This window comes from Sphingomonas canadensis (assembly GCF_026013525.1).
GTDB lineage: Bacteria > Pseudomonadota > Alphaproteobacteria > Sphingomonadales > Sphingomonadaceae > Sphingomonas > Sphingomonas canadensis.
In genome coordinates this window covers 201,716-221,831 of the sequence record NZ_JAPDRA010000004.1, presented here as the reverse complement: position 1 = coordinate 221,831, position 20,116 = coordinate 201,716, and the positions used below count along the sequence as shown (strand labels likewise).

General features: G+C 66.2%; 17 protein-coding genes, 1 tRNA gene and 1 pseudogene. 7 read left to right on the top strand and 12 right to left on the bottom strand.

The window, feature by feature from the left end:
• Positions 1 to 94 precede the first annotated feature (94 nt).
• The 4 genes from OM513_RS10715 to OM513_RS10700 form a co-directional block, all read right to left on the bottom strand.
• Complete coding sequence (locus OM513_RS10715; protein WP_264944213.1) at positions 95 to 475, bottom strand: response regulator; 381 nt, start codon at positions 473 to 475, stop codon at positions 95 to 97.
• Between the two features lie 119 nt (positions 476 to 594).
• On the bottom strand, positions 595 to 1,215 hold the full coding sequence (gene fixJ / locus OM513_RS10710; protein ID WP_264944212.1) for a response regulator FixJ: 621 nt from the start codon (positions 1,213 to 1,215) through the stop codon (positions 595 to 597).
• Entirely contained in the window at positions 1,178 to 2,653 is a 1,476-nt protein-coding gene (locus tag OM513_RS10705; protein ID WP_264944210.1) for a two-component system sensor histidine kinase NtrB, read from the bottom strand. Before OM513_RS10705 ends, fixJ begins: the two co-directional genes overlap by 38 nt.
• A gap of 200 nt (positions 2,654 to 2,853) precedes the next feature.
• Positions 2,854 to 3,660, bottom strand: a complete 807-nt coding sequence (locus tag OM513_RS10700) for a universal stress protein (protein ID WP_264944209.1) — start codon at positions 3,658 to 3,660, stop codon at positions 2,854 to 2,856.
• 98 nt (positions 3,661 to 3,758) lie between these two features.
• On the opposite strand from OM513_RS10700, the gene OM513_RS10695 reads away from it, so the two are divergent.
• Positions 3,759 to 4,658: an ROK family protein gene (locus OM513_RS10695; protein WP_264944207.1), complete on the top strand. Its 900-nt coding sequence runs from the start codon at positions 3,759 to 3,761 to the stop codon at positions 4,656 to 4,658.
• A gap of 21 nt (positions 4,659 to 4,679) precedes the next feature.
• Here the strand turns inward: OM513_RS10695 and OM513_RS10690 are convergent, their stop codons facing one another.
• Positions 4,680 to 5,303 carry a DNA-3-methyladenine glycosylase family protein gene (locus tag OM513_RS10690; RefSeq protein ID WP_264944205.1) on the bottom strand — a complete coding sequence of 208 codons (624 nt, stop codon included), beginning with the start codon at positions 5,301 to 5,303 and terminating at the stop codon, positions 4,680 to 4,682.
• 60 nt (positions 5,304 to 5,363) lie between these two features.
• On the opposite strand from OM513_RS10690, the gene OM513_RS10685 reads away from it, so the two are divergent.
• The gene (locus OM513_RS10685; RefSeq protein ID WP_264944204.1) at positions 5,364 to 5,681 is read left to right on the top strand and encodes a 2Fe-2S iron-sulfur cluster-binding protein; all 318 of its coding nucleotides are present in this window, start codon (positions 5,364 to 5,366) and stop codon (positions 5,679 to 5,681) included.
• Positions 5,682 to 5,726: 45 nt separating this feature from the next.
• On the opposite strand, the gene OM513_RS10680 is transcribed toward OM513_RS10685, so the two are convergent.
• The 3 genes from OM513_RS10680 to rlmB all read right to left on the bottom strand — a co-directional run bounded on the left by OM513_RS10680 (position 5,727) and on the right by rlmB (position 8,092).
• On the bottom strand, positions 5,727 to 6,494 hold the full coding sequence (locus OM513_RS10680) for a hypothetical protein (protein ID WP_264944202.1): 768 nt from the start codon (positions 6,492 to 6,494) through the stop codon (positions 5,727 to 5,729).
• Positions 6,495 to 6,614: 120 nt separating this feature from the next.
• On the bottom strand, positions 6,615 to 7,325 hold the full coding sequence (locus OM513_RS10675) for a hypothetical protein (RefSeq protein ID WP_264944201.1): 711 nt from the start codon (positions 7,323 to 7,325) through the stop codon (positions 6,615 to 6,617).
• A 14-nt stretch (positions 7,326 to 7,339) separates the two neighbouring features.
• Positions 7,340 to 8,092 carry a 23S rRNA (guanosine(2251)-2'-O)-methyltransferase RlmB gene (gene rlmB / locus OM513_RS10670; RefSeq protein ID WP_264944200.1) on the bottom strand — a complete coding sequence of 251 codons (753 nt, stop codon included), beginning with the start codon at positions 8,090 to 8,092 and terminating at the stop codon, positions 7,340 to 7,342.
• 125 nt (positions 8,093 to 8,217) lie between these two features.
• On the opposite strand from rlmB, the gene OM513_RS10665 reads away from it, so the two are divergent.
• Positions 8,218 to 8,304: transfer RNA gene (locus tag OM513_RS10665), tRNA-Tyr, on the top strand.
• 62 nt (positions 8,305 to 8,366) lie between these two features.
• On the opposite strand, the gene OM513_RS10660 is transcribed toward OM513_RS10665, so the two are convergent.
• Positions 8,367 to 9,833: a 2OG-Fe dioxygenase family protein gene (locus OM513_RS10660; protein WP_264944198.1), complete on the bottom strand. Its 1,467-nt coding sequence runs from the start codon at positions 9,831 to 9,833 to the stop codon at positions 8,367 to 8,369.
• A gap of 426 nt (positions 9,834 to 10,259) precedes the next feature.
• Here OM513_RS10660 and OM513_RS10655 point away from each other — a divergent pair, with 426 nt between their 5' ends.
• Entirely contained in the window at positions 10,260 to 11,900 is a 1,641-nt protein-coding gene (locus OM513_RS10655; RefSeq protein WP_264944197.1) for a ShlB/FhaC/HecB family hemolysin secretion/activation protein, read from the top strand.
• Here OM513_RS10655 and OM513_RS10650 read toward each other — a convergent pair.
• The gene (locus tag OM513_RS10650) at positions 11,798 to 12,247 is read right to left on the bottom strand and encodes a hypothetical protein (protein ID WP_264944196.1); all 450 of its coding nucleotides are present in this window, start codon (positions 12,245 to 12,247) and stop codon (positions 11,798 to 11,800) included. The genes OM513_RS10655 and OM513_RS10650 overlap by 103 nt on opposite strands.
• On the opposite strand from OM513_RS10650, the pseudogene OM513_RS20820 reads away from it, so the two are divergent.
• Positions 12,201 to 12,359: pseudogene (locus OM513_RS20820) on the top strand (hypothetical protein); the annotation flags it as partial. The gene OM513_RS10650 and the pseudogene OM513_RS20820 overlap by 47 nt on opposite strands.
• 2,088 nt (positions 12,360 to 14,447) lie before the next feature.
• Complete coding sequence (locus OM513_RS10645; RefSeq protein ID WP_264944195.1) at positions 14,448 to 18,059, top strand: beta strand repeat-containing protein; 3,612 nt, start codon at positions 14,448 to 14,450, stop codon at positions 18,057 to 18,059.
• A 45-nt stretch (positions 18,060 to 18,104) separates the two neighbouring features.
• Here OM513_RS10645 and rdgB read toward each other — a convergent pair whose 3' ends face one another.
• The gene (rdgB, locus tag OM513_RS10640) at positions 18,105 to 18,746 is read right to left on the bottom strand and encodes an RdgB/HAM1 family non-canonical purine NTP pyrophosphatase (protein ID WP_264944194.1); all 642 of its coding nucleotides are present in this window, start codon (positions 18,744 to 18,746) and stop codon (positions 18,105 to 18,107) included.
• Positions 18,743 to 19,456 (bottom strand): ribonuclease PH, encoded by a 714-nt coding sequence (gene rph, locus OM513_RS10635; protein WP_264944193.1) that lies wholly within the window; start codon positions 19,454 to 19,456, stop codon positions 18,743 to 18,745. Before rph ends, rdgB begins: the two co-directional genes overlap by 4 nt.
• Before the next feature lie 98 nt (positions 19,457 to 19,554).
• Between rph and OM513_RS10630 the strand changes: the two genes are divergently transcribed.
• Positions 19,555 to 20,058 (top strand): DUF6438 domain-containing protein, encoded by a 504-nt coding sequence (locus tag OM513_RS10630; protein WP_264944392.1) that lies wholly within the window; start codon positions 19,555 to 19,557, stop codon positions 20,056 to 20,058.
• Positions 20,059 to 20,116 lie beyond the last annotated feature (58 nt).

Genomic DNA, 20,116 nt, shown 5'->3' with positions numbered 1-20,116 from the left:
CCCGCGGCATCGCCGCATGGACCGGAATGAAATGTCTCCCAGCCGGCCGCCTTCGGGCGGCCGGTCCCGTTTCGGGGAGGGGGCAGGCGGGCGCCTAGCTAAGCGCGCCCATCAGGTCGTGGCGGCGCAGCGGCTTTTCCAGGATCGCGCCGAAACCGGCATCCGTCGCGGCCTTGCGGAGCTCCGGCGAGAGGTGGCCGGTGATCAGCACCGACTTGCCGGCCCAGCCGCCATCCTGAAGCGCGCGCAGCACATCCAGCCCATCGCAATCCGGCAGCAGATAATCGGCGATCAGACCCCAGGCGTTGTTGGCGGTGGGATCCGCGAGCAGCGGCCCGGCCGCGGCATAGGAGCGCACTTCATACCCGCTGCCGTGCAGCAGCAGATGCAGCGAACGGCGTACCCCATCGTCATCCTCTACCAGAAGGATGCGGGGGCGCGCCTGGCGCGCAGCAAGGGGAGTGGTGGCGTCCATCAAATCCTCTACCGCATTGAAGATGCCCAATGCGGCGGCGGCAGTCGCTACGTGAGTCTCCGGATGACGGGCGTTACGAAGCGTGCCGCGGGACCGGGGAGCGGCTGGCGGCTCTGCGGTCAGGCGTCGCCGCGCAGCCCCGCGGCAAAGGCGATCCGCAGCGCTTCGGAAAGGCTGCGGACGCCCAGCTTGCTCATCACATTGGCGCGATGCACCTCCACGGTGCGCGGGCTGATCCCCAGATCATAGGCGATCGTCTTGTTGGGATGGCCGCGCACCAGGCCGCGCAGCACGTCCTGCTCGCGCTGGGTGAGCGCGGCGATGCGCACCTGCGCCTCATGCTCCGAAGTCGCGGCCTCGTCCTCGCGCTCCAGCCGGCGGAAGGCCGTGTCGAGCGCCTTGAGCAGCACGTCCTTCTCGAACGGCTTCTCGATGAAGTCGACGGCGCCGCCCTTCATCGCGGTGACGGCGGTGTTGATGTCGCCATGGCCGGTCAGCACGATCACCGGCAGCGCCACGCCGCGCGTGTTCAGCTCGGCCTGGACCTCCAGCCCGTCCATCTCCGGCATGCGCACGTCGAGCAGGATGCAGCCCGGCTCGGCGTCCTTCGCCACCTTCAGGAATTCGATCCCGGACGCATAGGCCTTCACCTCATACCCGGAGGTCCGGAGCATGAAGCCAGCCGAGCGGCGGACCGACTCCTCATCGTCTACGAGGTGAATTGTCCGCTTTTCCGTCACCCGGTTCCTCCGTACTCGCGCCCATTACCGTGAAGTGGAAGACGGTGCCGCCGCCCGTGCGCGGCTCGGCCCAGATGCGCCCGCCATGCGCCTCCACGATCGTTCGGCAGATCGACAATCCCAGCCCCATGCCGCGTTCCTTCGTACTCGTGAAGGCCTCGAACAGTTTCGGCAAGACCTGCGGATCGATTCCCGGCCCGGTATCCACGACCGACACGCGGATCATGCCGCGCGGATCGACGGAGGTGCGCACCGTGACGTCGCGCACCTCGCCGCCGGTCATCGCGTCGATCGCGTTGCGGATCAGGTTGAGCAGCACCTGCTGGATCTGGACCCGATCGACCAGAACATGGGTGACTTCCGGCGACAGATCGAAGAATGCGCGGACGCCGCGTTCCTTGGCGCCCACCAGCGCCAGGCGGCTGGCCTCGTCGATCAGACGGTTGAGATCCTCGATATGCTTCTCGACATCGCCGCGCGATACGAAGTCGCGCAGGCGGCGCACGATATTGCCGGCGCGCAGCGCCTCCTTTGCCGATTCCTCCACGGCCTCGCGCAGCATTTCCCCCATCTCGCCCTCGACACCGGCGGCGGCAAGGAGATCGCGGCCGGCCTCCATATAGTTGGCGATCGCCGTCAGCGGCTGGTTGAGCTCGTGCGCCAGCGTGGATGCCATGGTGCCCATCGCCGACAGGCGCGAGACGTGGATCAGCTCCGATTGCAGTTCCTTCAGCCGCAGCTCGGAGCGCTGCTGCTCGGTCAGGTCGCGGATGAAGCCGGTGAAGATGCGGTGCCCCTCGCTGGAGGCTTCGCCGACCGACAGCTCCATCGGGAAATCGGTGCCGTCGCGCCGCTCGCCCACCACGATCCGGCCGATGCCGATGATCCGCCGCTCTCCGGTGGAGATATAGCGCCCGACATAATCGTCGTGCCGGATGCGATCGGGCGAGGGCATCAGGATCGACACGTTCTTGCCGACCACCTCCGCCTCGGACCAGCCGAACAGCCGTTCCGCCGCTGCGCTGAACGACAGGATCGTGCCGCGTTCGTCGATCACGATCATCGCGTCGGGCACGGTAGCCAGGATCGAGCGCAGGTGCAGCTCGTTGCGTTCCAGCGCGCTCTCCGCGGCCTTGCGGTTGGTGATGTCGTACAGGACGACGCCATAGCCGCGCAGCGAACCGTCATCGGCCAGCAGCGCGCTGATCGTCACATCGGCCAGGAATTCCGATCCGTCGCGGCGGACGCGCCAGGTTTCCTCGCGCGAGTGGCCGTTCGCCACCACGCGGGCCAGATCGGCCTCGGGCTTGCGCGCGTCGCGATCGACCGCGGGATAGAGTTGCTCGCCCGATTGGCCGACGATCTCGTCAGCGGTCCAGCCCGTCAGCAGCTCCGCGCCGACATTCCAGCTCGAAACCACGCCGTCGGGATCGAGCATGAAAAGTGCCCGGTCCCTGGCCGTCTGGATGAAGAGTGCGAGAGTGTCCGCGTCGTGCTCTTTCTGTCCTACCATTGCCCAACCGATTACGACCACCCCTGGCCCGTATGGCGGGGATGGCTAGCACGGCGGACTGGCGGGCGCGAGAGCAATCGCCGCCGCGCCGGATGCAGGGGATGCATCCGGCGCGCGCAGGCGGATCAGTGCGCCAGGAACAGCGGAACCGGGCTTTCGGTGAGCATGCGGCGGGTAACCCCGCCGAACAGCGCCTCGACCAGTCGGCTGCGGCCATAGCCGCCCATCACCAGATAATCGGGGCGCATGTCCGCAACCTGCGCGAGCAGCGCCTCGGCGGTGCTCGATCCGCCGGAGGAGACGCGGCGCAGCACCGGCTCGATGCCGTGGCGCGACAGATATTGCGCGGCCTCGGTCGCGGGCTTGTCGATCGATCCGTCGTCGATTTCCAGGATCGTCACCTCCGATGCCAGCGTCAGCAGCGGCACCGCGGCCTGCAGCGCCTCTCCGGCGGCATGCGATCCGTTCCACGCCACCAGCGCGCGGCCCCCGGCGAACGCCACTCCGCGCATCTCCGCGGGCACGGCGAGCAGCGGCGCCTCTCCCTTCGCCAGCAGTTCGCCGGCGATGGCGCGCATGTTGGGCCAGGGCAGGTCGTCGAACTGGCGATTGATCACGATCACATCGGCCAGCGCGGATGCCTCGCGCAGCGCCTCGGAAACGTCGCCGGTCACGTCGCTCCAGGTCCAGGGCACGTCCTCGCGCTCCAGCCGGGCGGTGATCTTGTCGCGGTTTTTCGATTCATTCTCGCGCTCCTCGGCGAGCAGCAGCGCGCTGCCGCCGACGGGGACGTAATCGTCGACCGCCATCGGGATGATCGAAACGTCAAGGCAGTTGAGATGGCCTTCCACCGCGCGGGTCAGGTCGAGCGCGGCCTGCAGCCGGGCCTCCTGGCCCTGATCGTCATGCACGAGCACCAGGATATTCTTCATGTCCGCCTCCATCAAAGAATGACGCGAGGCTATGGACTTGATGCGGCCGGGGGTATCGGGGATTTCCCCGAGGGCTGCTTTGCCCTAGCCTGGCCGGGATGGCAGCACAGGCATGGCAACCGCTGGTCGCAGGAGTAGAGCTGGGCGGCACCAAATGCGTGGCGCTGCTGGCGTCCGGACCCGATTCGCTCCGCGCGCGCGAAACGATACCCACCACCGATCCGGCGGCGACGCTGGCCGCGATCGAAGCGGTGCTGGACGGCTGGGCGTTCGACGCGATCGGCATCGCCAGCTTCGGCCCGCTGGAGCTGGACGCCGCGCATCCGGACTTCGGATCGATCACCGCCACCACCAAGCCGGGATGGACGGGCACCAGCCTGCTGCGCCGCCTGGCCGCGCGATACGGCAAGCCGATCGCGATCCAGACCGACGTCAACGGCGCGGCGCTGGCCGAGGGGCGCTGGGGCGCCGCGGGCGGGCTCGACGCGCATGCCTATATCACCGTGGGAACGGGCGTGGGCGTGGGCATCGTGAGCGGCGGCCGGCCGGTGCAGGGCTATGCCCATGGCGAGGCCGGGCACATGCGCGTGCCGCGTGCGGCCGGGGATGCCTATCCTGGCTGGTGCCGCTTTCACGGCGATTGCGTGGAGGGGCTGATATCCGGCCCGGCGCTGGCGGAGCGTTTCTGCTGCCCCGGCAGCGCGTTGCCCGACGAAGGGCCGCAATGGGACCTGTTCGTCCACGATCTGGGCGGGCTGCTCCACAATCTGGTGGTCACGCTGGCGCCCCGGCGCATCGCGATCGGCGGCGGCGTGGTGACGGATCGGCCCTATCTGTTCCCCCGGCTGCGCGCGCGGCTGGCGGAGAGCCTGGGCGGGTACGGATCGTTCGCGGGCTATGCCGGCGAGCTGGAGACGCGGCTGGGGCCGCCGGGGCTGGGCGCGATGGCCGGCCCGCTGGGCGCGATCGCGGTGGGGCTGGACGCGCTGACGGGATAGGCCGGTGCCGCGCCAGTGCGTTCAGATCACCGCCATGTCCACCTTGTAATGATGCCATGCCAGGATCGCCGCGGCGCCGCGATGCGGGCGCCAGGGATCGGCGAGGGTGCGGATCGCCTTCTCGCTGGGGCGCTCCTCCATGCCGAAGATGCGCCCGATCTCGATCTGCACCGCCAGGTCGCCCGCGGGCCAGACGTCGGGGCGCCCCTCCGCGAACAGCAGGTAGATCTCCGCCGACCAGCGGCCGATGCCCTTCACCCGGACAAGCTGGGCGATGGCCTCCTCATCGTCTTCCGGCAGGCCGAGCAGGTCCAGACGGCCGCTCGTAACCTCGTCCGCCAGGCTGCGGGCATAGCCGGCCTTCTGGCGCGAGAGGCCGGCGGCGCGCAGTTCCTCGTCGCTCGCGCGGGCCAGCGTCAGCGGATCGGTGAGGTCGCCCAGCCCGGCGGCGAGCTTGTTCCAGATCGATTGCGCGGCGGCGACGCTGACCTGCTGGCCCACGATCGTGCGCAGCAGCGTCTCATAGCCCGGCTCGCGGATTCGCGGCTCGGGATAGCCCGCGCGGGCCACCGCCTCGCCGAAGCGCGGCTCGGCGGCGGCCAGCGCGTCGATCGATGTCTTCAACTGTTCGGCGCTCAGGCCCATCGGTTGCATCCTTGAACTGAACGGCGTTCAACGGCATGGACGCCGCCGAAGGAGACTGAAGTGCCGAAACTTATCGTGGTGACGAGGTCCGGGGAAGAACGCGAAGTCATCGGCGAGGCCGGGCTTTCCGTGATGGAGGTGATCCGCGAGGCCGGCTTTGACGAGCTGCTCGCGCTGTGCGGCGGCTGCTGTAGCTGCGCCACCTGCCATGTGCATGTCGATCCGGAATTTGCGGCCAAACTGCCGGCGATGACCGAGGACGAGAACGACCTGCTCGAAAGCTCGTCGGAACGCGACGAGACCTCGCGCCTTTCCTGCCAGATCCGTTTCGACGATTCGCTCGACGGGCTGAAGGTCCGCATCGCCGCCGAGGATTGATCCGGGCGAACCGCCGGGACGCCACGCGCCCCGGCGGCGGCCTTCTCAGGGCTTGGGACGCACGCGCAGCGATGCCATCGGCGCGGTGTCCGTATTGTCGTCGATCTTCCAACTGATCGTCTTGACCTTGCCGTCGCCGATGGCGCCGTCCTCGTTGTTCTGGCTGATGATCTCCGCATCGGTGACGAAGGTGAACACGCCGTCCATCGGCTTGGCATCGGTTCCCATCATCATCGACATGCTTTGCGCCATCGGGCCGGAGGTTGGCATGCCCATACCGGTCGGGTCCTGATTGCTGAACCCCGGCACCTTGAAGCGCACCATGTCCTTGCCGCGCAGCTCGATCGAGATCCAGGGGAAGGTGATCTTGTTGTCGGGGCTGTAAGGATAGGCGAAGCCGTGATCGAGCGTGCCCGAAATCTCGAAGTCGATGAAGAACACGCCATCGCCGCGATATTCGACCTTGCGGTATCCGGTTTCCTTCGAAAGTTCCGATGCGATGCGCATGAAGCGGCGGTCGCGCTCGGCCTTTTCCTCGGGACTGAGGGTCAGCGGGAAGGGCGGCTCGGCTGCGGTCTTGCCCTTGCCCTTCGTCTTGCCGGCTTCCGCCGACGCCTTCACGCCTTCCAGCATCGCCTTGCCCATCAGGCCTTCGACGTCCACCGCGTTCACCTCGCCCGTATAGCTGAAGGTAAAGCTGCGGTCGACGTGAATGGTCAGCGCCGAGGTGAACTTGCCCGGCGTGAATACGCAGGAGACGAGCAGCAGAGGCATGGCCAGCGCGGCCACCATCTTCGGCCAGATATTCGTCACGGATACCCCCTTTTCGTAGATCGCCAGGCAGGCGATCCGCAATATGGCCGCGGAATCGGTCCGCAGCCCAGGGCGTAACTTAGGCGATGGGCAGGGCCGCGCAAGCGCGGCCGCAACCGGTCAGAGGCTTTTCACGCGCAGCACCGCGGTCGGCGCGTCCTCGGTCGCGGGGGTCAGCGTCCAGCGGATGGTGGTGACGCCGCCCGCCTTGGTGCCGCCTTCCTCGTTGTTCTGGCTGACCACTTCGGCATCGGTGGTGAGCGTGAAGACGCCGTCGGTCTTGCTTTCCTCGGGCGAGCTCATGCCGCCGGTGGCCGAGCTGTCCTGCTTGGCGAAGCCCGGGGTCTTCACGCGCACCATATCCTTGCCACGCAGTTCGATCGCCACCCAGGGCAGAACCATGCCGGCGTCCTGGTTATAGGGATAGACGAAGCTGTGGGTCAGCGTGCCCGAGGTCGAGAAATCGACGTAGAACACGTTGTTCCCGCGATATTCGACCTTGTTGTAGCCCGGCTCCTTCGAAAGCTTGGCCGCCAGTTCGCGGTTATCGGCGTCCTGCTTGGCGACATCCTCGGCGCTGGGGCCCTTGGGCGCGGTATCGGCGCCTTCCTCGCCCTCCTTCTTGTCGCCCATCGCGGCCAGGCCGGCGAACATCTGGCCGGTCATACCGGCCAGGTCCACCGCCAGCACCTCGCCCTTGTAGGTGAAGGTGAAGCTGCGGTCGGCGCGGACGTTCATCGTCGATTCGAACTTGCCCGGCATGAACAGGCAGCCGGCGAGCATCAGCGGCGCGATCAGCGCCAGCGCCGCGGCGCGGAACCACTTACCCATCATGCACTCCCCCTTCAGGACATCGGCCGCGCGGTGACCGCATAGAGCGCGACCGCGGCGGCATTGGAAACGTTCAGGCTTTCCACCTTAGGGCCGATGGGAAGCTTCGCAAGTTCGTCGCAATGCGCCTCCGTATTGTGGCGCATGCCCTCTCCCTCGGCGCCCAGCACCAGCGCGATTCGCGCATCGCCCATCACCTCGGCCAGCGTGCCCTTGGCATGGCCGGTCAGCCCGATCCGCCAGAAGCCGGCTTCCGCGATCTCGTCCAGCGCGCGGGAGAGGTTCACCACGCGGACCCAGGGAACCACCTCCAGCGCGCCCGATGCCGCACGCGCCAGGCTGCCCGATTCCGGCGGGGCGTGGCGGTCCTGCGTGACGATGCCCAGCGCGTCGAACGCGGCGGCGGAGCGCAGGATCGCGCCCACATTGTGCGGATCGGTGACCTGATCGAGCAGCAGTAGCGGGCGGCGGTCCCCCGCGCCCTGTTCCAGCAGGTCGCCCAGCCAGATTTCCTCGAGCGGATCGACCTCCGCCACCAGCCCCTGGTGCGGCGCGTCGTTGGGCACCAGCCGGCCAAGGTCCGCTACGTCGGCATAGGTGATCGGGATCACCGGCGGCAGATCGAGCGCCGACAACGCTTCGCGCGTGCCCCAAACGCGGCGCACGGTGCGGTTGGGGTTCGCCAGCGCGGCGAGCACGGCATGGCGGCCGTAGAAGCGCGGGCGGCCCGGGGCGGCCTGCGACGGGCGGTGTCCGTGGCGGGCCATCAGCGGAGGAGGATTGCGGCGGTTTTCACGCGCAGGACGCTATGCCCGCCCGCGCGCACGCGCAAGGCGTTGACAGCGCGGGCGCGCTTCGGCATTGGCACGCGCTCGCTGGACGGCGGCTCCCTGGATAGGTGGCCGAGTGGTTAAAGGCAGCAGACTGTAAATCTGCCGGGCATCGCCCTACGGTGGTTCGAATCCATCCCTATCCACCAGCCGCCGTCCCGCGATCTTCGCATGAAGCGCGAACGCTCCGTTCCGGGCATCGTCCCCGGGATCAGTCCGCCGCGCCCTCCGCGCGGAAGGTGAGCACCAGCGCGTCGCGATAGCCCATCGCCGTGCCCGCGGCGCGGATGGGCGAAACCTCGTGCCGCACCGCGCGATCGTCGATCAGACAGGCCGCTCCCGGCGTTTCCAGCAGGCGTTGCACCAGCGGCTCGCCGCCGGGCGCCGCGATGGTGGTCACGCCGCCCTCCACGCCTTCGCGCGCCACGAGCAGAATCAGCACCCAGTCCACGCCGTCGCGATGCATGCCCTCGGGCGTCGGGCGTCCCTCGCCATCGGGCGCCGCCTCGATACGGAACTGGTGCGCCTCGACGTGCCATGCGCCGCCCTCCGGCGGGCGCGCCGCGGCGAACAGCGCGCCGCAACGGCGCATCAGCCCCTCGAACAGCGGGTGGGCCGCGATGGCGGGCTCGATCGGCTCGTAATGCCGGTCGATGCCGCCGTTGAGCGGGTTGTAGCCGGTCGTCTGATAATGGGGCTGGGGCGGCTTGGCGCGGATCGCGCCGTCCTCCAGCGCGAAGGTGGAGAACCGGCGCCGGCGATAGGTGCCGCCGTCGGCCATATATTCGTCGCGCGGCATCCGGTCCCAGCTTTGGGCGAACGCCGCCCAGCCTGCCGGATCATATGCGTCCGCCAGATCGGCGAGCCCGGCGAAGGCGAAGCCGTCCGTGCGCAGCGCCTCTCCGATCGGGCAGGGCGGCGGGGCGGGCTCAGCGGGCGGCAGCGCATAGCGGTTCGCGCTCACCACGGCGCGGCCGCCGTCGGGCGCGATCCGGGTGACGGTGACATGGCGCTCGGCCATGCCGTCGATCCGCTCGATCGCCAGATCGTGCGCGGCCAGCGCCGCCGGGCCATGCACCGCGGCGATGATTTCCTCGCCCTCCACCGCTACGCGCAGCGTCACGGGCGCGTCATGGCCGTTGCGGATCTGCAGGTCCTTGTACGGCCACACCACCGTGGCATCGAGGCCGAGCGGGGCGAAGCGATCCTCCTCCGCATAGAGATCCTGCGAATGGGGGAAGCGTTCCACCACCTCCAGCCCGGCGCGCAGCCCGGCCTCATAGACGATGCCGCTGACCTGGCAGAGCCCGCCGCCGATATCGCCGCCCAGCGCATCGCCGCGGATGCCGCGCCCCATCTGAAACCCTGCAGCCTCCGAAGGCCGGCCGACCAGCCGCCAGAAGGACAGCGTCTCCCCCGGTGCGATCCGCACGCCGTCGAGCAGTTCGGCGCCGCGGCTGATGTTGTGATATTTGCCTTCCCAGAAGGCCGTGCGCTTGATCGGCTGGGTGACCGTGGCCACCGGATGCCCGGCCGCGCCTGATGGCGCCCCATCCGGCCGTGCCGCGAAGCGCCGCCGCGGGCCGAACTCGCGCAACTGCCGCCGCGCCAGCGCGACCGACATGCGCACCGGCTCCGGCAGCGCTGAGCGCAGGAAGCGCCTGAACGTGCCGATCATGGCGTCCACCCCGGGCAATGGATGCCCTGGTGGCAACAGAATAACGCTGGCCGCAATCGCTGGCGCCCCCTTCCCCGGCGCGGACCATGCCGCAGTTTCGCGAGCGCTTCAATCTTGCGGTGGCGGCTGGGTGGTGGGCCGCTCTGATTATTAAATCTCTGTAATATTGGATAGATATCACTCGAATAGAAGCAAATTGGAAACAATTTTATCTTCTTGATATTGTTCTTTTGTAAGAAAACCTCATCCAAAATGGGTTGGGATCGTTCTTGAAGATGTCACATTAGTCGTTACCCTTGAGCTGTAGTACTCGGGGGGAGTTCGATCATGATAAGAGGGTCGCACGCCTGGTTGGGCGTGTCTGGTAGCGTAGTCTCTGCATTCCTTGCGGCATCTGCCGCGCATGCTCAGGTTACCCCAGGAGCGTTGCCGAGCCGGGAGCAGGTGGAGATACCGCGTTCGCAAGAGGCGGTGCCGGCATCCAGCGCGCGCGTCCGTGACGACAGTGCCCGGTCTGCACCATGCCCGTTCTCCGATTCGCCGCTCGAGGTCGAGCTGAACCGGCTGCGCTTTGCCTTGCCCGATGGCGCGGCTCTGCCCGATGCGCTGGCCCAGGCGCTGGAGGGCATCGCTCCCACGGCTGGCCGGCACAAGCTGGCTTATCTGTGCGAACTGCGCGATTCGGCGGCCGTCACGCTTCGCGGCCGCGGCTATGTCGCCGGCGTCACCATTCCGCCGCAGGAGATCAACGGCGGCGAGGTGATCCTGACAGTGATCCCCGCGCGGTTGACCGATGTTCAGATTGATGGTGCCCCCGGCCCCTATCGCCGTGCGGTGGAGGGGCGGATCGCGCTGCTGAAGGCTCTGCCTGCGCTCAATACGCGCGAAGTGGAGCGGATCCTGCTTGGTGCGAACGATATACCGGGCCTCCAGGTCTCGATGAACCTGCGCGCGGCGGGCACGGGCCCGGGCGAGGTCATCGGCGTGCTGACGGTGCGCTACACGCCCTTCACGGTGATGGCGAACCTGCAGAACACCGGATCGCGCACGCTGGGCCGCGAGAGCGGCACGGTGCGCGTCGAATATTTCGGCCTCACCGGCCATTCGGATCGCACCTTCGTGGGCGGATCGACCACTGCGGACCTGCGCGAGCAACAGGTGGTGCAGGTCGGCCAGTATTTCGGCACCGATGGCGGCACCACGTTCGGCGCGCGGTTCAGCCATGCCTGGTCGCGGCCGGATCTGGGCGCGCTCGACCTGCGGTCGCGTTCGCTGGTGGGCGGTGTCGACATTTCGACCCCGCTGGTGCGCACCGTGCGCGGCGCGGCCGATCTGGGCGGCGGCTTCGAGCTGATCGAGCAGACGATCAAGCTGCAGACCGGCGGCGGTGGCGTTCCCGTGACGCAGGACAAGCTGCGCGTGGGCTATCTGCGCCTTTCCGGCAGCCTGCGCGAGCCGCAGTTCGCCGGTCCCGACCGCTGGGCGATCGGCGGATCGCTGGAGGTGCGCAAGGGCTTCGCGATTCTGGACGCGACCGACACGGGCACGATCACCCCGGCGGGATATGCCCCCAGCCGTTTCGACGGCGTGGCGACCGCCACGGTGGTGCGCGGCGGGGTGAGCGGCGTCGTGAGCCTTTCCCCCGCGTTCAGCCTGTCTGCGATGGCGCAGGGCCAATGGGCCAGCGATCCGCTGTTGAGCTTCGAGGAATTCTCCGTCGGCAATCTGACGCTGGGCCGCGGCTATGATCCCGGTGTGACGGCCGGCGACAAGGCGGCGGGCGCGCGGATCGAGCCGCGGCTGCAGTTGCCGGCAAAGGCCGGCGCAGCCCATGTCTACGGCTTTTTCGACATCGTGCGGATCTGGAACGACGATCCCTTCACGACCGAGGATGGGCGCAACCTGCGCTCGGTCGGCGCGGGCGTGCGTGCATGGCTACCGGGCCGGCTCGCGATCGATGTCAGTTATGCCCGCCCGCTCGACCCGGAACTCGATCTGCCCGGTGCGCGCCGGGCGCCGTCGCGCTTCCTGCTTTCGATCACCCTCCAGTTCTCGCCCAAGGGCTGAGCCCCGCCAAGGAACCAGGCCATGACCAAGCTTTCCACGCTCCGCGCCGCGCTGATCGCCGGCACCGCAATCGCCAGCGGCATGATCCTCGCCATGCCCGCCGCCGCGCAGAACCTGCCCGACACGGGCAACGTCACCTCGGTCACTTCCGGTATCAGCGGCGGCGCCCCGGGATCGACCACGCCGACGTTCAGCACGACGCCGACGCCCAGCGGATCGACGCTGCAGGTGGACCTGCGCGACAACCGCACGATCCTGAACTGGGGCGGCAACGGGTTCAACATCGCCGAAGGCAACGGCGTGAACTTCCGCGATTCACGCGCGACGAGCGGCGTGACGGGCCGCACCGACAATATCGCGGTGCTGAACCGGGACCTGAGCGGGCGTGCCTCGGGTATTTATGGGTCGATGACTTCGGATCCGAATGTTGCCGTTTATTTGATTAATTCAAACGGTCTCATTTTTGGTTCAAATTCGGTAGTTAATACAGGTGCATTATTCGCAAGTACATTAGATATTACTGATAGTGATTTCATTGATGAGGATAGTTATCGCTCCTTCTCTGGTGCGGGAGCATTCGGCACTATCTCCTTCAGCGCGGGAGCACGCCTAACCACGGCCGCCAACACTGGCGCGACTGGTGAACGTATGGGCGATATGATTTTCACCTCGTCGCTTATAACTGGAAGTGGTTCGTTTGATGCGTTGAACGGCGATCTGGGCTTTATTGCCGCAAGCGCGGTGACGATTCAGAGTGTGCCTGGAAGTCCCCTTTCCTTCACCATCTCGCGGGGGTCTGACGAGAGAATCCCGTTGTCCCAGATCGACCTGTCGGGCAGCCTGTCCGGCAGAAACGTGTCGATCGCGACCTCGCAGCGGAGCGGGGGAAATCTTGGTCAGGATCTTTGGGTTTCCGGTTCCATAACGGCCACTGGGGCTGCGGCCAGCGACAGAGGCGTTGTGTTGACAGCGGGAGTTAGTGCGCCTGGGGTTGTCGGTTGTGCGGCGGGATGCACCAATCGCGGCACCATATACCAACGCGCGACAATCAATAGCGCTAAGGGCATTTATCTTTATGCTCGCCGCGACAATTTCGCTGGAATCGAGATGAGAGGATCTCTCGAGGCTAGCGGTCAGATAGAATTGATTGCAGGTAGGGCCAATAATGGCTCAGGAAATATTACCGGTAAGAGTATTTTTATTCCAAATGTGTTCAGCTCTTCTGGAATGGTGCGATCGACCGGAGGGGATATTAGCGCATATGTTGGAGATGGGGGTTCAATACATTTCTCAGGCGGCGTAGAATCATTTGGCAATATTTATCTTACGGCGGACAACATTGATGTTGGTAGCGCTGGGATGAGGGCAGGCGGAAGCGTTAATCTAACAATATATGGAAATGCTATATTTACAGGTGATGTAAATGTCGGCGGAGATTTTGTTTTCGCAGATATGGATAATGTCTATGCGCGGCTTGGGTTCAGGGACGTATACGCAGGTGGGGCGATACGCATTGGTTCGCATGGGATTGTCTCTACTCAGTTAGTTGATGCTGGAGGAAGTGCGTACCTACGGGGTGATCTTGGTCTTAATATTCGTAGCATTAGTGCGGGTCTTGATCTCACATTAATATCCAACGGCAGCGGAATTCCAAATTCTGGAGTAGAGAGTGGAATTGCACAGATTGGCGACGCCAGAGCTGGTGATGATGGGGATATCATAATCCGTGTCGTAACTCTCAGGGACTATGCCGGAAATTCGTACTTGGGCACCTTGGAGGCTGGTAGGGATGTTAACATTAACATTTCCGAGACGGGAAGATCGTCCCAGCTTGGCAACATCGTTGCCGGCCGCAACGTTGATATTGCAGGATACGCATTTTCAAATATAAATTGGGTAGAGGGCCTTAGTGGATATGTAAATATTAGATCTATTCAATCAACAAAGGTAATGAATGTTGTTGCTGGAACAGATATTGATATCAAAGGGACTTCGGTCGCACTGATCGGCGGATCGGCGGCGGGAAATATATTACTAACTTCGACTCAGTCATCCGTCGTGGTCGGTGACGGTGTGACCGGTCTGGGAGGGGTCAGCGCCGGCCGAGACATCGTCCTTAACTCCGCAGCAACAATATCCATGCGCGGGCACACATCCGCCGGAGGCAGCATTTCGTTGACAGGAACCGGTGTCAACACCTCCGCCCTGACCGGCGGAACTGCTTCCTTGAAGGCAAAAGGCGCGATTGACATCACCTCTACCGGAAGTGTCGCCGGTGGCGGGCAATTCACCATGCAGAGCAATAGCGATGGAGTGGGATCAGAGGCGATAACTATTACAGCAGGCACAACCGTAAACTACACCGTAGATACTATATTGCTCGGGGGTACTGCGCGGCAATCTGATATTCGCGTCCGTTCCCCGATGAATTTCGGGATTGCGTTCGGCACATTGTCCGCCCGCTCGTTGCTGGGAGCGAGCGGCAATGATCCCTTCGTCAACGGCATTACACGGAATGCCGCGCTCGCTTTCCGCGGCGAGATTAACTTGACCGATTCCTTCGTTGCCCAGGGCACGTCCGTAACCATCAACGGTGTCTCGGTTAATGAAGGCGGAATCACCGTACGTTCCTCCGCCGCCACAACCCTGGCTCGTGGCCTTGTTGCCTCAGGGGACATCCTCGTCGAAACCGGTTCCGGCGATCTCGTCATCGCGGCCGATGGCTCGGTCACGGGCGCTAACGTCGTTCTTTCAACCCCGGCCGCCTTCATCAACAACGCTGGCGCGAATGCCGTCACCGCCTCCGGCCGTTGGGTGATCTACTCGGCCAATCCCACCGGCAACACCTTCGGCGGGCTGGACAGCGGGAACACCGCCTATTGGAACTCCACGCTCGCTACGCGCGCGCCGGGTACGATCAGCGGCAATCGCTATGTCTTTGCCTATCAGCCGACGGCGACGATCAACGCGATCGATTTCAACAAGATCTACGGCACCGATCTCAACGCCCCTGGGGCCGCGATTCCGTTCGGAGCCACCGGGCTGCACCCGGGCGTGACCGGCGCCTTCCTGGGCGACACGGTGAGCACGGCCTTTACGGGAAGCCCCGCGATCACCTCCGCCGGCTTTGCGCCGCGGGCCAGTGTCGCGGGCGGCCCCTACAGCCAGACACTCACCGGCCTGGGCACGCTCACCAGCCCCTCCGGCTATGCGATTCAGCTCGGCAGCTCTGCGGGGATGGTCACCGTGACGCCCAAGGCGCTCACCGCGACCGTGGCGGCCGACGACAAGACCTATGACGGTACTGTCAACGCCACCGGATCGGTGGTGCTTACCGGCGTCGTCGACGGCGACAGCGTCGGCACGAGCAGCGGCAGCTTCGCCTTCGCGGACAAGAACGCGGGCACGGACAAGACCGTCACCGTCTCCGGCATCACGCTGACGGGTGCGGATTCGGGGAACTATACGCTCAGCGTTCCCGCCACCGTTCTGGCCGACATCTTCAAGAAGGCGCTGAACCTCAGCTACACCGTTAACAGCAAGACTTACGACGGCACGACGGGCGCGACCGGTACGGTGACGTTCAACGGCGGCGTCATCCAGGGCGATCAGGTGCAGGTTACCGGTGCCAGCTTCGCCTTTGCTGACAAGAATGCGGGCGCCGGCAAGGCAGTGAACGTCACCGGTATCACGCTCACCGGGGCGGATGCGGGTAACTATACCTTCTCGATCCCCGGCAGCCTGGTCGCGGATATCCTGAAGAAGGCGATCACGGGCACCGCCACCGCCAACAACAAGACCTATGACGGCGCGACCGGCGGCACCGGCAGCGTGGTGCTGAACGGCGTCGTTCAGGGCGACGCGGTCGGCACCAACGGCACGGTCTTCACCTTCGCGGACAAGAACGCGGGGACCGGCAAGACCGTGAGCGTCAGCGGCACGACGCTGACCGGGGCGGACGCGGGCAACTATACGCTCACGGTTCCGGCCAGTGTGCTTGCGGATATCCTGAAGAAGGCGATCACGGGCACCGCCACCGCCAACAACAAGACCTATGACGGCGCGACCGGCGGCACCGGCAGCGTGGTTCTGAACGGCGTCGTCCAGGGCGACGCGGTCGGCACCAGCGGCACGGTCTTCACCTTCGCGGACAAGAACGCGGGCACCGGCAAGACGGTGAGCGTCAGCGGCACGACGCTGACCGGGGCGGACGCGGGCAACTATACGCTCACCGTTCCGGCCAGCGTGCTTGCGGATATCCTGAAGAAGGCGATCACGGGCACCGCCACCACCAACAACAAGACCTATGACGGCACGACCGGCGCCACCGGCAACGTGGTGCTGAACGGGGTGGTCCAGGGCGACCAGGTGGGCACCGCGGGCACGGTCTTCGCGTTCGCGGACAAGAATGCGGGTGCGGGCAAGACCGTCAACGTCTCCGGTACGACGCTGACCGGAGCGGACGCAGGCAACTATACCCTGTCGATCCCGGCCACGGTGCTGGCGGATATCCTGAAGAAGGCGATCACGGGCACCGCCACCGCCAACAACAAGACCTATGACGGCACGACCGGCGGCACCGGCAACGTGGTGCTGAACGGCGTCGTTCAGGGCGACAGCGTGACCGGATCGGCGACCTTCACCTTCAGCGACAAGAATGCGGGCACCGGCAAGGCCGTCTCCATATCGGAAGCGACACTCTCAGGCGCGGACGCGGGCAACTATACGTTGACGCTCCCCGCCAGCGCGCTTGCCGATATCCTGAAGAAGGCGCTTACCGCCACGGTGACGGCCGACGACAAGACCTATGACGGCACCAACGGCGGCACCGGCAGCGTGGCGCTGAACGGCGTGGTGCAGGGCGACGCGGTCGGCACAAGCGGCACCGTCTTCACCTTCGCCGACAAGAATGCCGGCAACGACAAGACGGTGAGCGTCAGCGGCACGACGCTGACCGGGGCGGACGCGGGCAACTATACGCTCACCGTTCCGGCCAGCGTGCTGGCGGATATCCTGAAGAAGGCGCTCAGCGCCAGCTTCACCGCGGAGAACAAGACCTATGACGGCAACACCTCCGCCACCGGTACGGCGACGATCACCGGCGGTGTGGTGCAGGGTGATCAGGTCACGTTGACCGGCGCGACCTTCGCTTTCGCGGACAAGAATGCGGGCACCGGCAAGACGGTGAACCTGGCCGGCGTTACGCTGACCGGCGCGGATGCGGGCAACTACGCGGTTGCGCCGCCGACCACGCTGGTGGCCGACATCTTCAAGAAGGCGCTGAGCGGTACCGTGACCGCCAACAGCAAGATCTACGACGGGACCACCAGCGGCACCGGCACGGTTACGCTGAGCGGGGTCGTGCAGGGCGACAGCGTGGCGGGATCGGCGGTCTTTACCTTCAGTGACAAGAACGCCGGCACGGGCAAGACGGTCACGGTATCGGGTGCGGCGCTGACGGGTGCGGACGCGGGCAACTACACGATCGCGCTGCCCTCCTCGGCGCTTGCGGATATCCTGAAGAAGGCGCTGACCGCGACGGTGACCATCAACGCTCGCGCCTATGACGGGACGACCAGCGCCAGCGGCAGCGTGGCGCTGAACGGTGTGGTGCAGGGCGACCAGGTCGGCACCTCGGGCAGCATCTTCGCCTTCGCCGACAAGAATGCCGGCACTGGCAAGGCGGTTGCGGTATCCGGCACGGTGCTGACGGGGGCGGACGCGGGCAATTATACGCTCAGCGTTCCGGCCAGCGCGCTGGGCAATATCCTGAAGCGGTCGCTGACGGTTTCGACCGGCGAGATCACCAAGGACCAGGGCCAGCCCGATCCGGCGCTTACCTTCACCATCACCAACGGATCGCTGGTTTCGGGTGATGCGTTGTCCGGGGCGCTGGCCCGCGCGCCGGGCGAACTGCCGGGCAATTACGCGATCCTGCTGGGCACGCTGACCGCCGGTTCGAACTATGAGATCTCGATCGGCCAGGGCAGCGTGTTCGTGATCCTCGCGCGGCTTTCGGACAATGCCGGGGAGATCAACTCGCTGAAGGTGGTGACGCTGCCGGCGCAGATCCAGGATATCGGCACCCCCAGCGCCGGCGTGACGATCGACGAGGATGCGCCGTGCGGGGCCGACGAGAACTGCACGGCGGGTAGCTGACCGGAACGGCCGGACGCGCGAGGTTCGCGCGTCCGGCTGCCCGGCTCAGAGCACGGCGGCGACCAGTTGGGCGAAGGCGCGGGCGCGGTGGCTCATCGCGTGCTTCGCCTCGGGGTCCATCTCGCCGAAGCTGATGTCGTGGCCCAGCGGCACGAATAGGGGATCATAGCCGAAGCCGCGGTCGCCGCGCGGCGGCCAGACTAGCGTGCCGTCCACACGGCCTTCGAACCACTCGACATGGCCATCGGGCCAGGCGAGCGCCAGCGCGCAGACGAAATGGGCGTCGCGCGATGCGTCCGGCCCCTTGGCGGCGATGGCGTCCTCAACCCGGCGCATCGCCACGGCGAAGTCCTTGCCCGGCCCGGCCCAGCGCGCCGAATAGATGCCGGGATCGCCGTTCAGCGCATCGACGCACAGCCCCGAATCGTCGGCCAGCGCGGGCAGGCCGGAAAGGTCCGCGGCCTGCAGCGCCTTCAGCTCGGCGTTGGCGACGAAGGTGGTTCCGGTTTCCTCCGGCTCCGGCAGGTCGAGCGCGGCGGCCGAGACAGGCTGGATGCCGTAAGGCCCCAGCAACGCCTCGATCTCGCGCACCTTGCCGGGATTGTGGCTGGCGATCACCAGCCGGCCGGGAGCCAGTTTGCGGATCGCCTGGCGGCCGGGAGCCTCCTCGTCGCCGCTGCCGCTCATTTGACCGCGACCGCCTGCGCCTCGAAGATGCTGGCGCAGCCGATGCGGGCGAGGCGCAGCAGCCGCAGCAGCCCTTCCTCGTCATAGCAGGCGCCCTCCGCCGTGGCCTGCGCCTCGGCGATCTGGCCGTTGGAGAGCAGCACGAAATTGGCGTCGGCGTCGGCAGCGCTGTCCTCGTCATAATCGAGGTCGAGCACCGGCGTGCCCTGATAGATGCCGCAACTGATCGCCGCGACCTGGTGGCGGATCGGGTCCTGCGCGATCAGGCCCTGTTCCATCAGCTTGTTGACGGCGATGCGCAGCGCCACCCAGGCGCCGGAGATGGAGGCGGTGCGGGTGCCGCCATCGGCCTGGATCACGTCGCAATCGAGCGTGATCTGGCGTTCGCCGAGCAGCTTCAGGTCGGTCACCGCGCGCAGCGAACGGCCGATCAGCCGCTGGATTTCCTGCGTGCGGCCGGATTGCTTGCCCTTGGCCGCCTCGCGGCTGCCGCGGGTGTGGGTGGCGCGGGGCAGCATGCCATATTCGGCGGTGACCCAGCCCTCGCCCTTGCCGCGCAGGAACGGGGGCACGCGCTCTTCGACGCTGGCGGTGACGAGCACGCGGGTGTCGCCGAAGCCGATCAGCACGGAGCCTTCGGCATGTTTGGTGAAGTGGGGCTCGATCGTGATCGTGCGCATTTCGTCGGTGGCGCGGCCGGATGGGCGCATTCGGTCAGACTCCTGCAAGGTTGGACCGGGCAGTTAGACCGAGTGAGGCCGCGGCGCCAGCCGCGCGAGACATATGAAGGAGATTCGCGGTGGCGGTGATGCGGTGGATGGCCGGGCTGGGCGCGCTGGCGCTGGCGGGATGCACCCAGCCGGGGGCCGGCCCCAATCCGGGCATGCCGGTGCCGATCGAGGGCGATTCGATCCGCTATGAAACCGGCCCCTGTTTCGGTGCCTGCCCGGTCTATTCGGTGACGGTGCGGCCGGACGGCAGCGGCGTTTTCAACGGCATCCGCTTCACCGCGGTGACGGGCGAGCGCGCCTTCAAGCTGACGCCGGAGCAATATCGCGCGTTCGAGGCGAAGCTGGCGCCCTATCGCCCAGAAAGCGGCGAGCGCCGCTATACGCACGGCGAGCCCGGCTGCGAGATGGCGGCGACCGACATGCCCAGCGCCAGCGTTACCTGGACGCGGATGATCGGCGACAGCCAGCAGCTCTATTATTATTTCGGCTGCGATGTGGCGCGGAACAGCGCGATCGCCCAGGCCGTGGGCGAGGCGCCCGAGCTGCTGCCGATCGAATCGCTGATCGGCAAGCGGCCCTGAGGCCGGCGCTGTTCAGCCGCGCGGCCGCCCGATAGGAACGGGATCGAATCGGTGCATG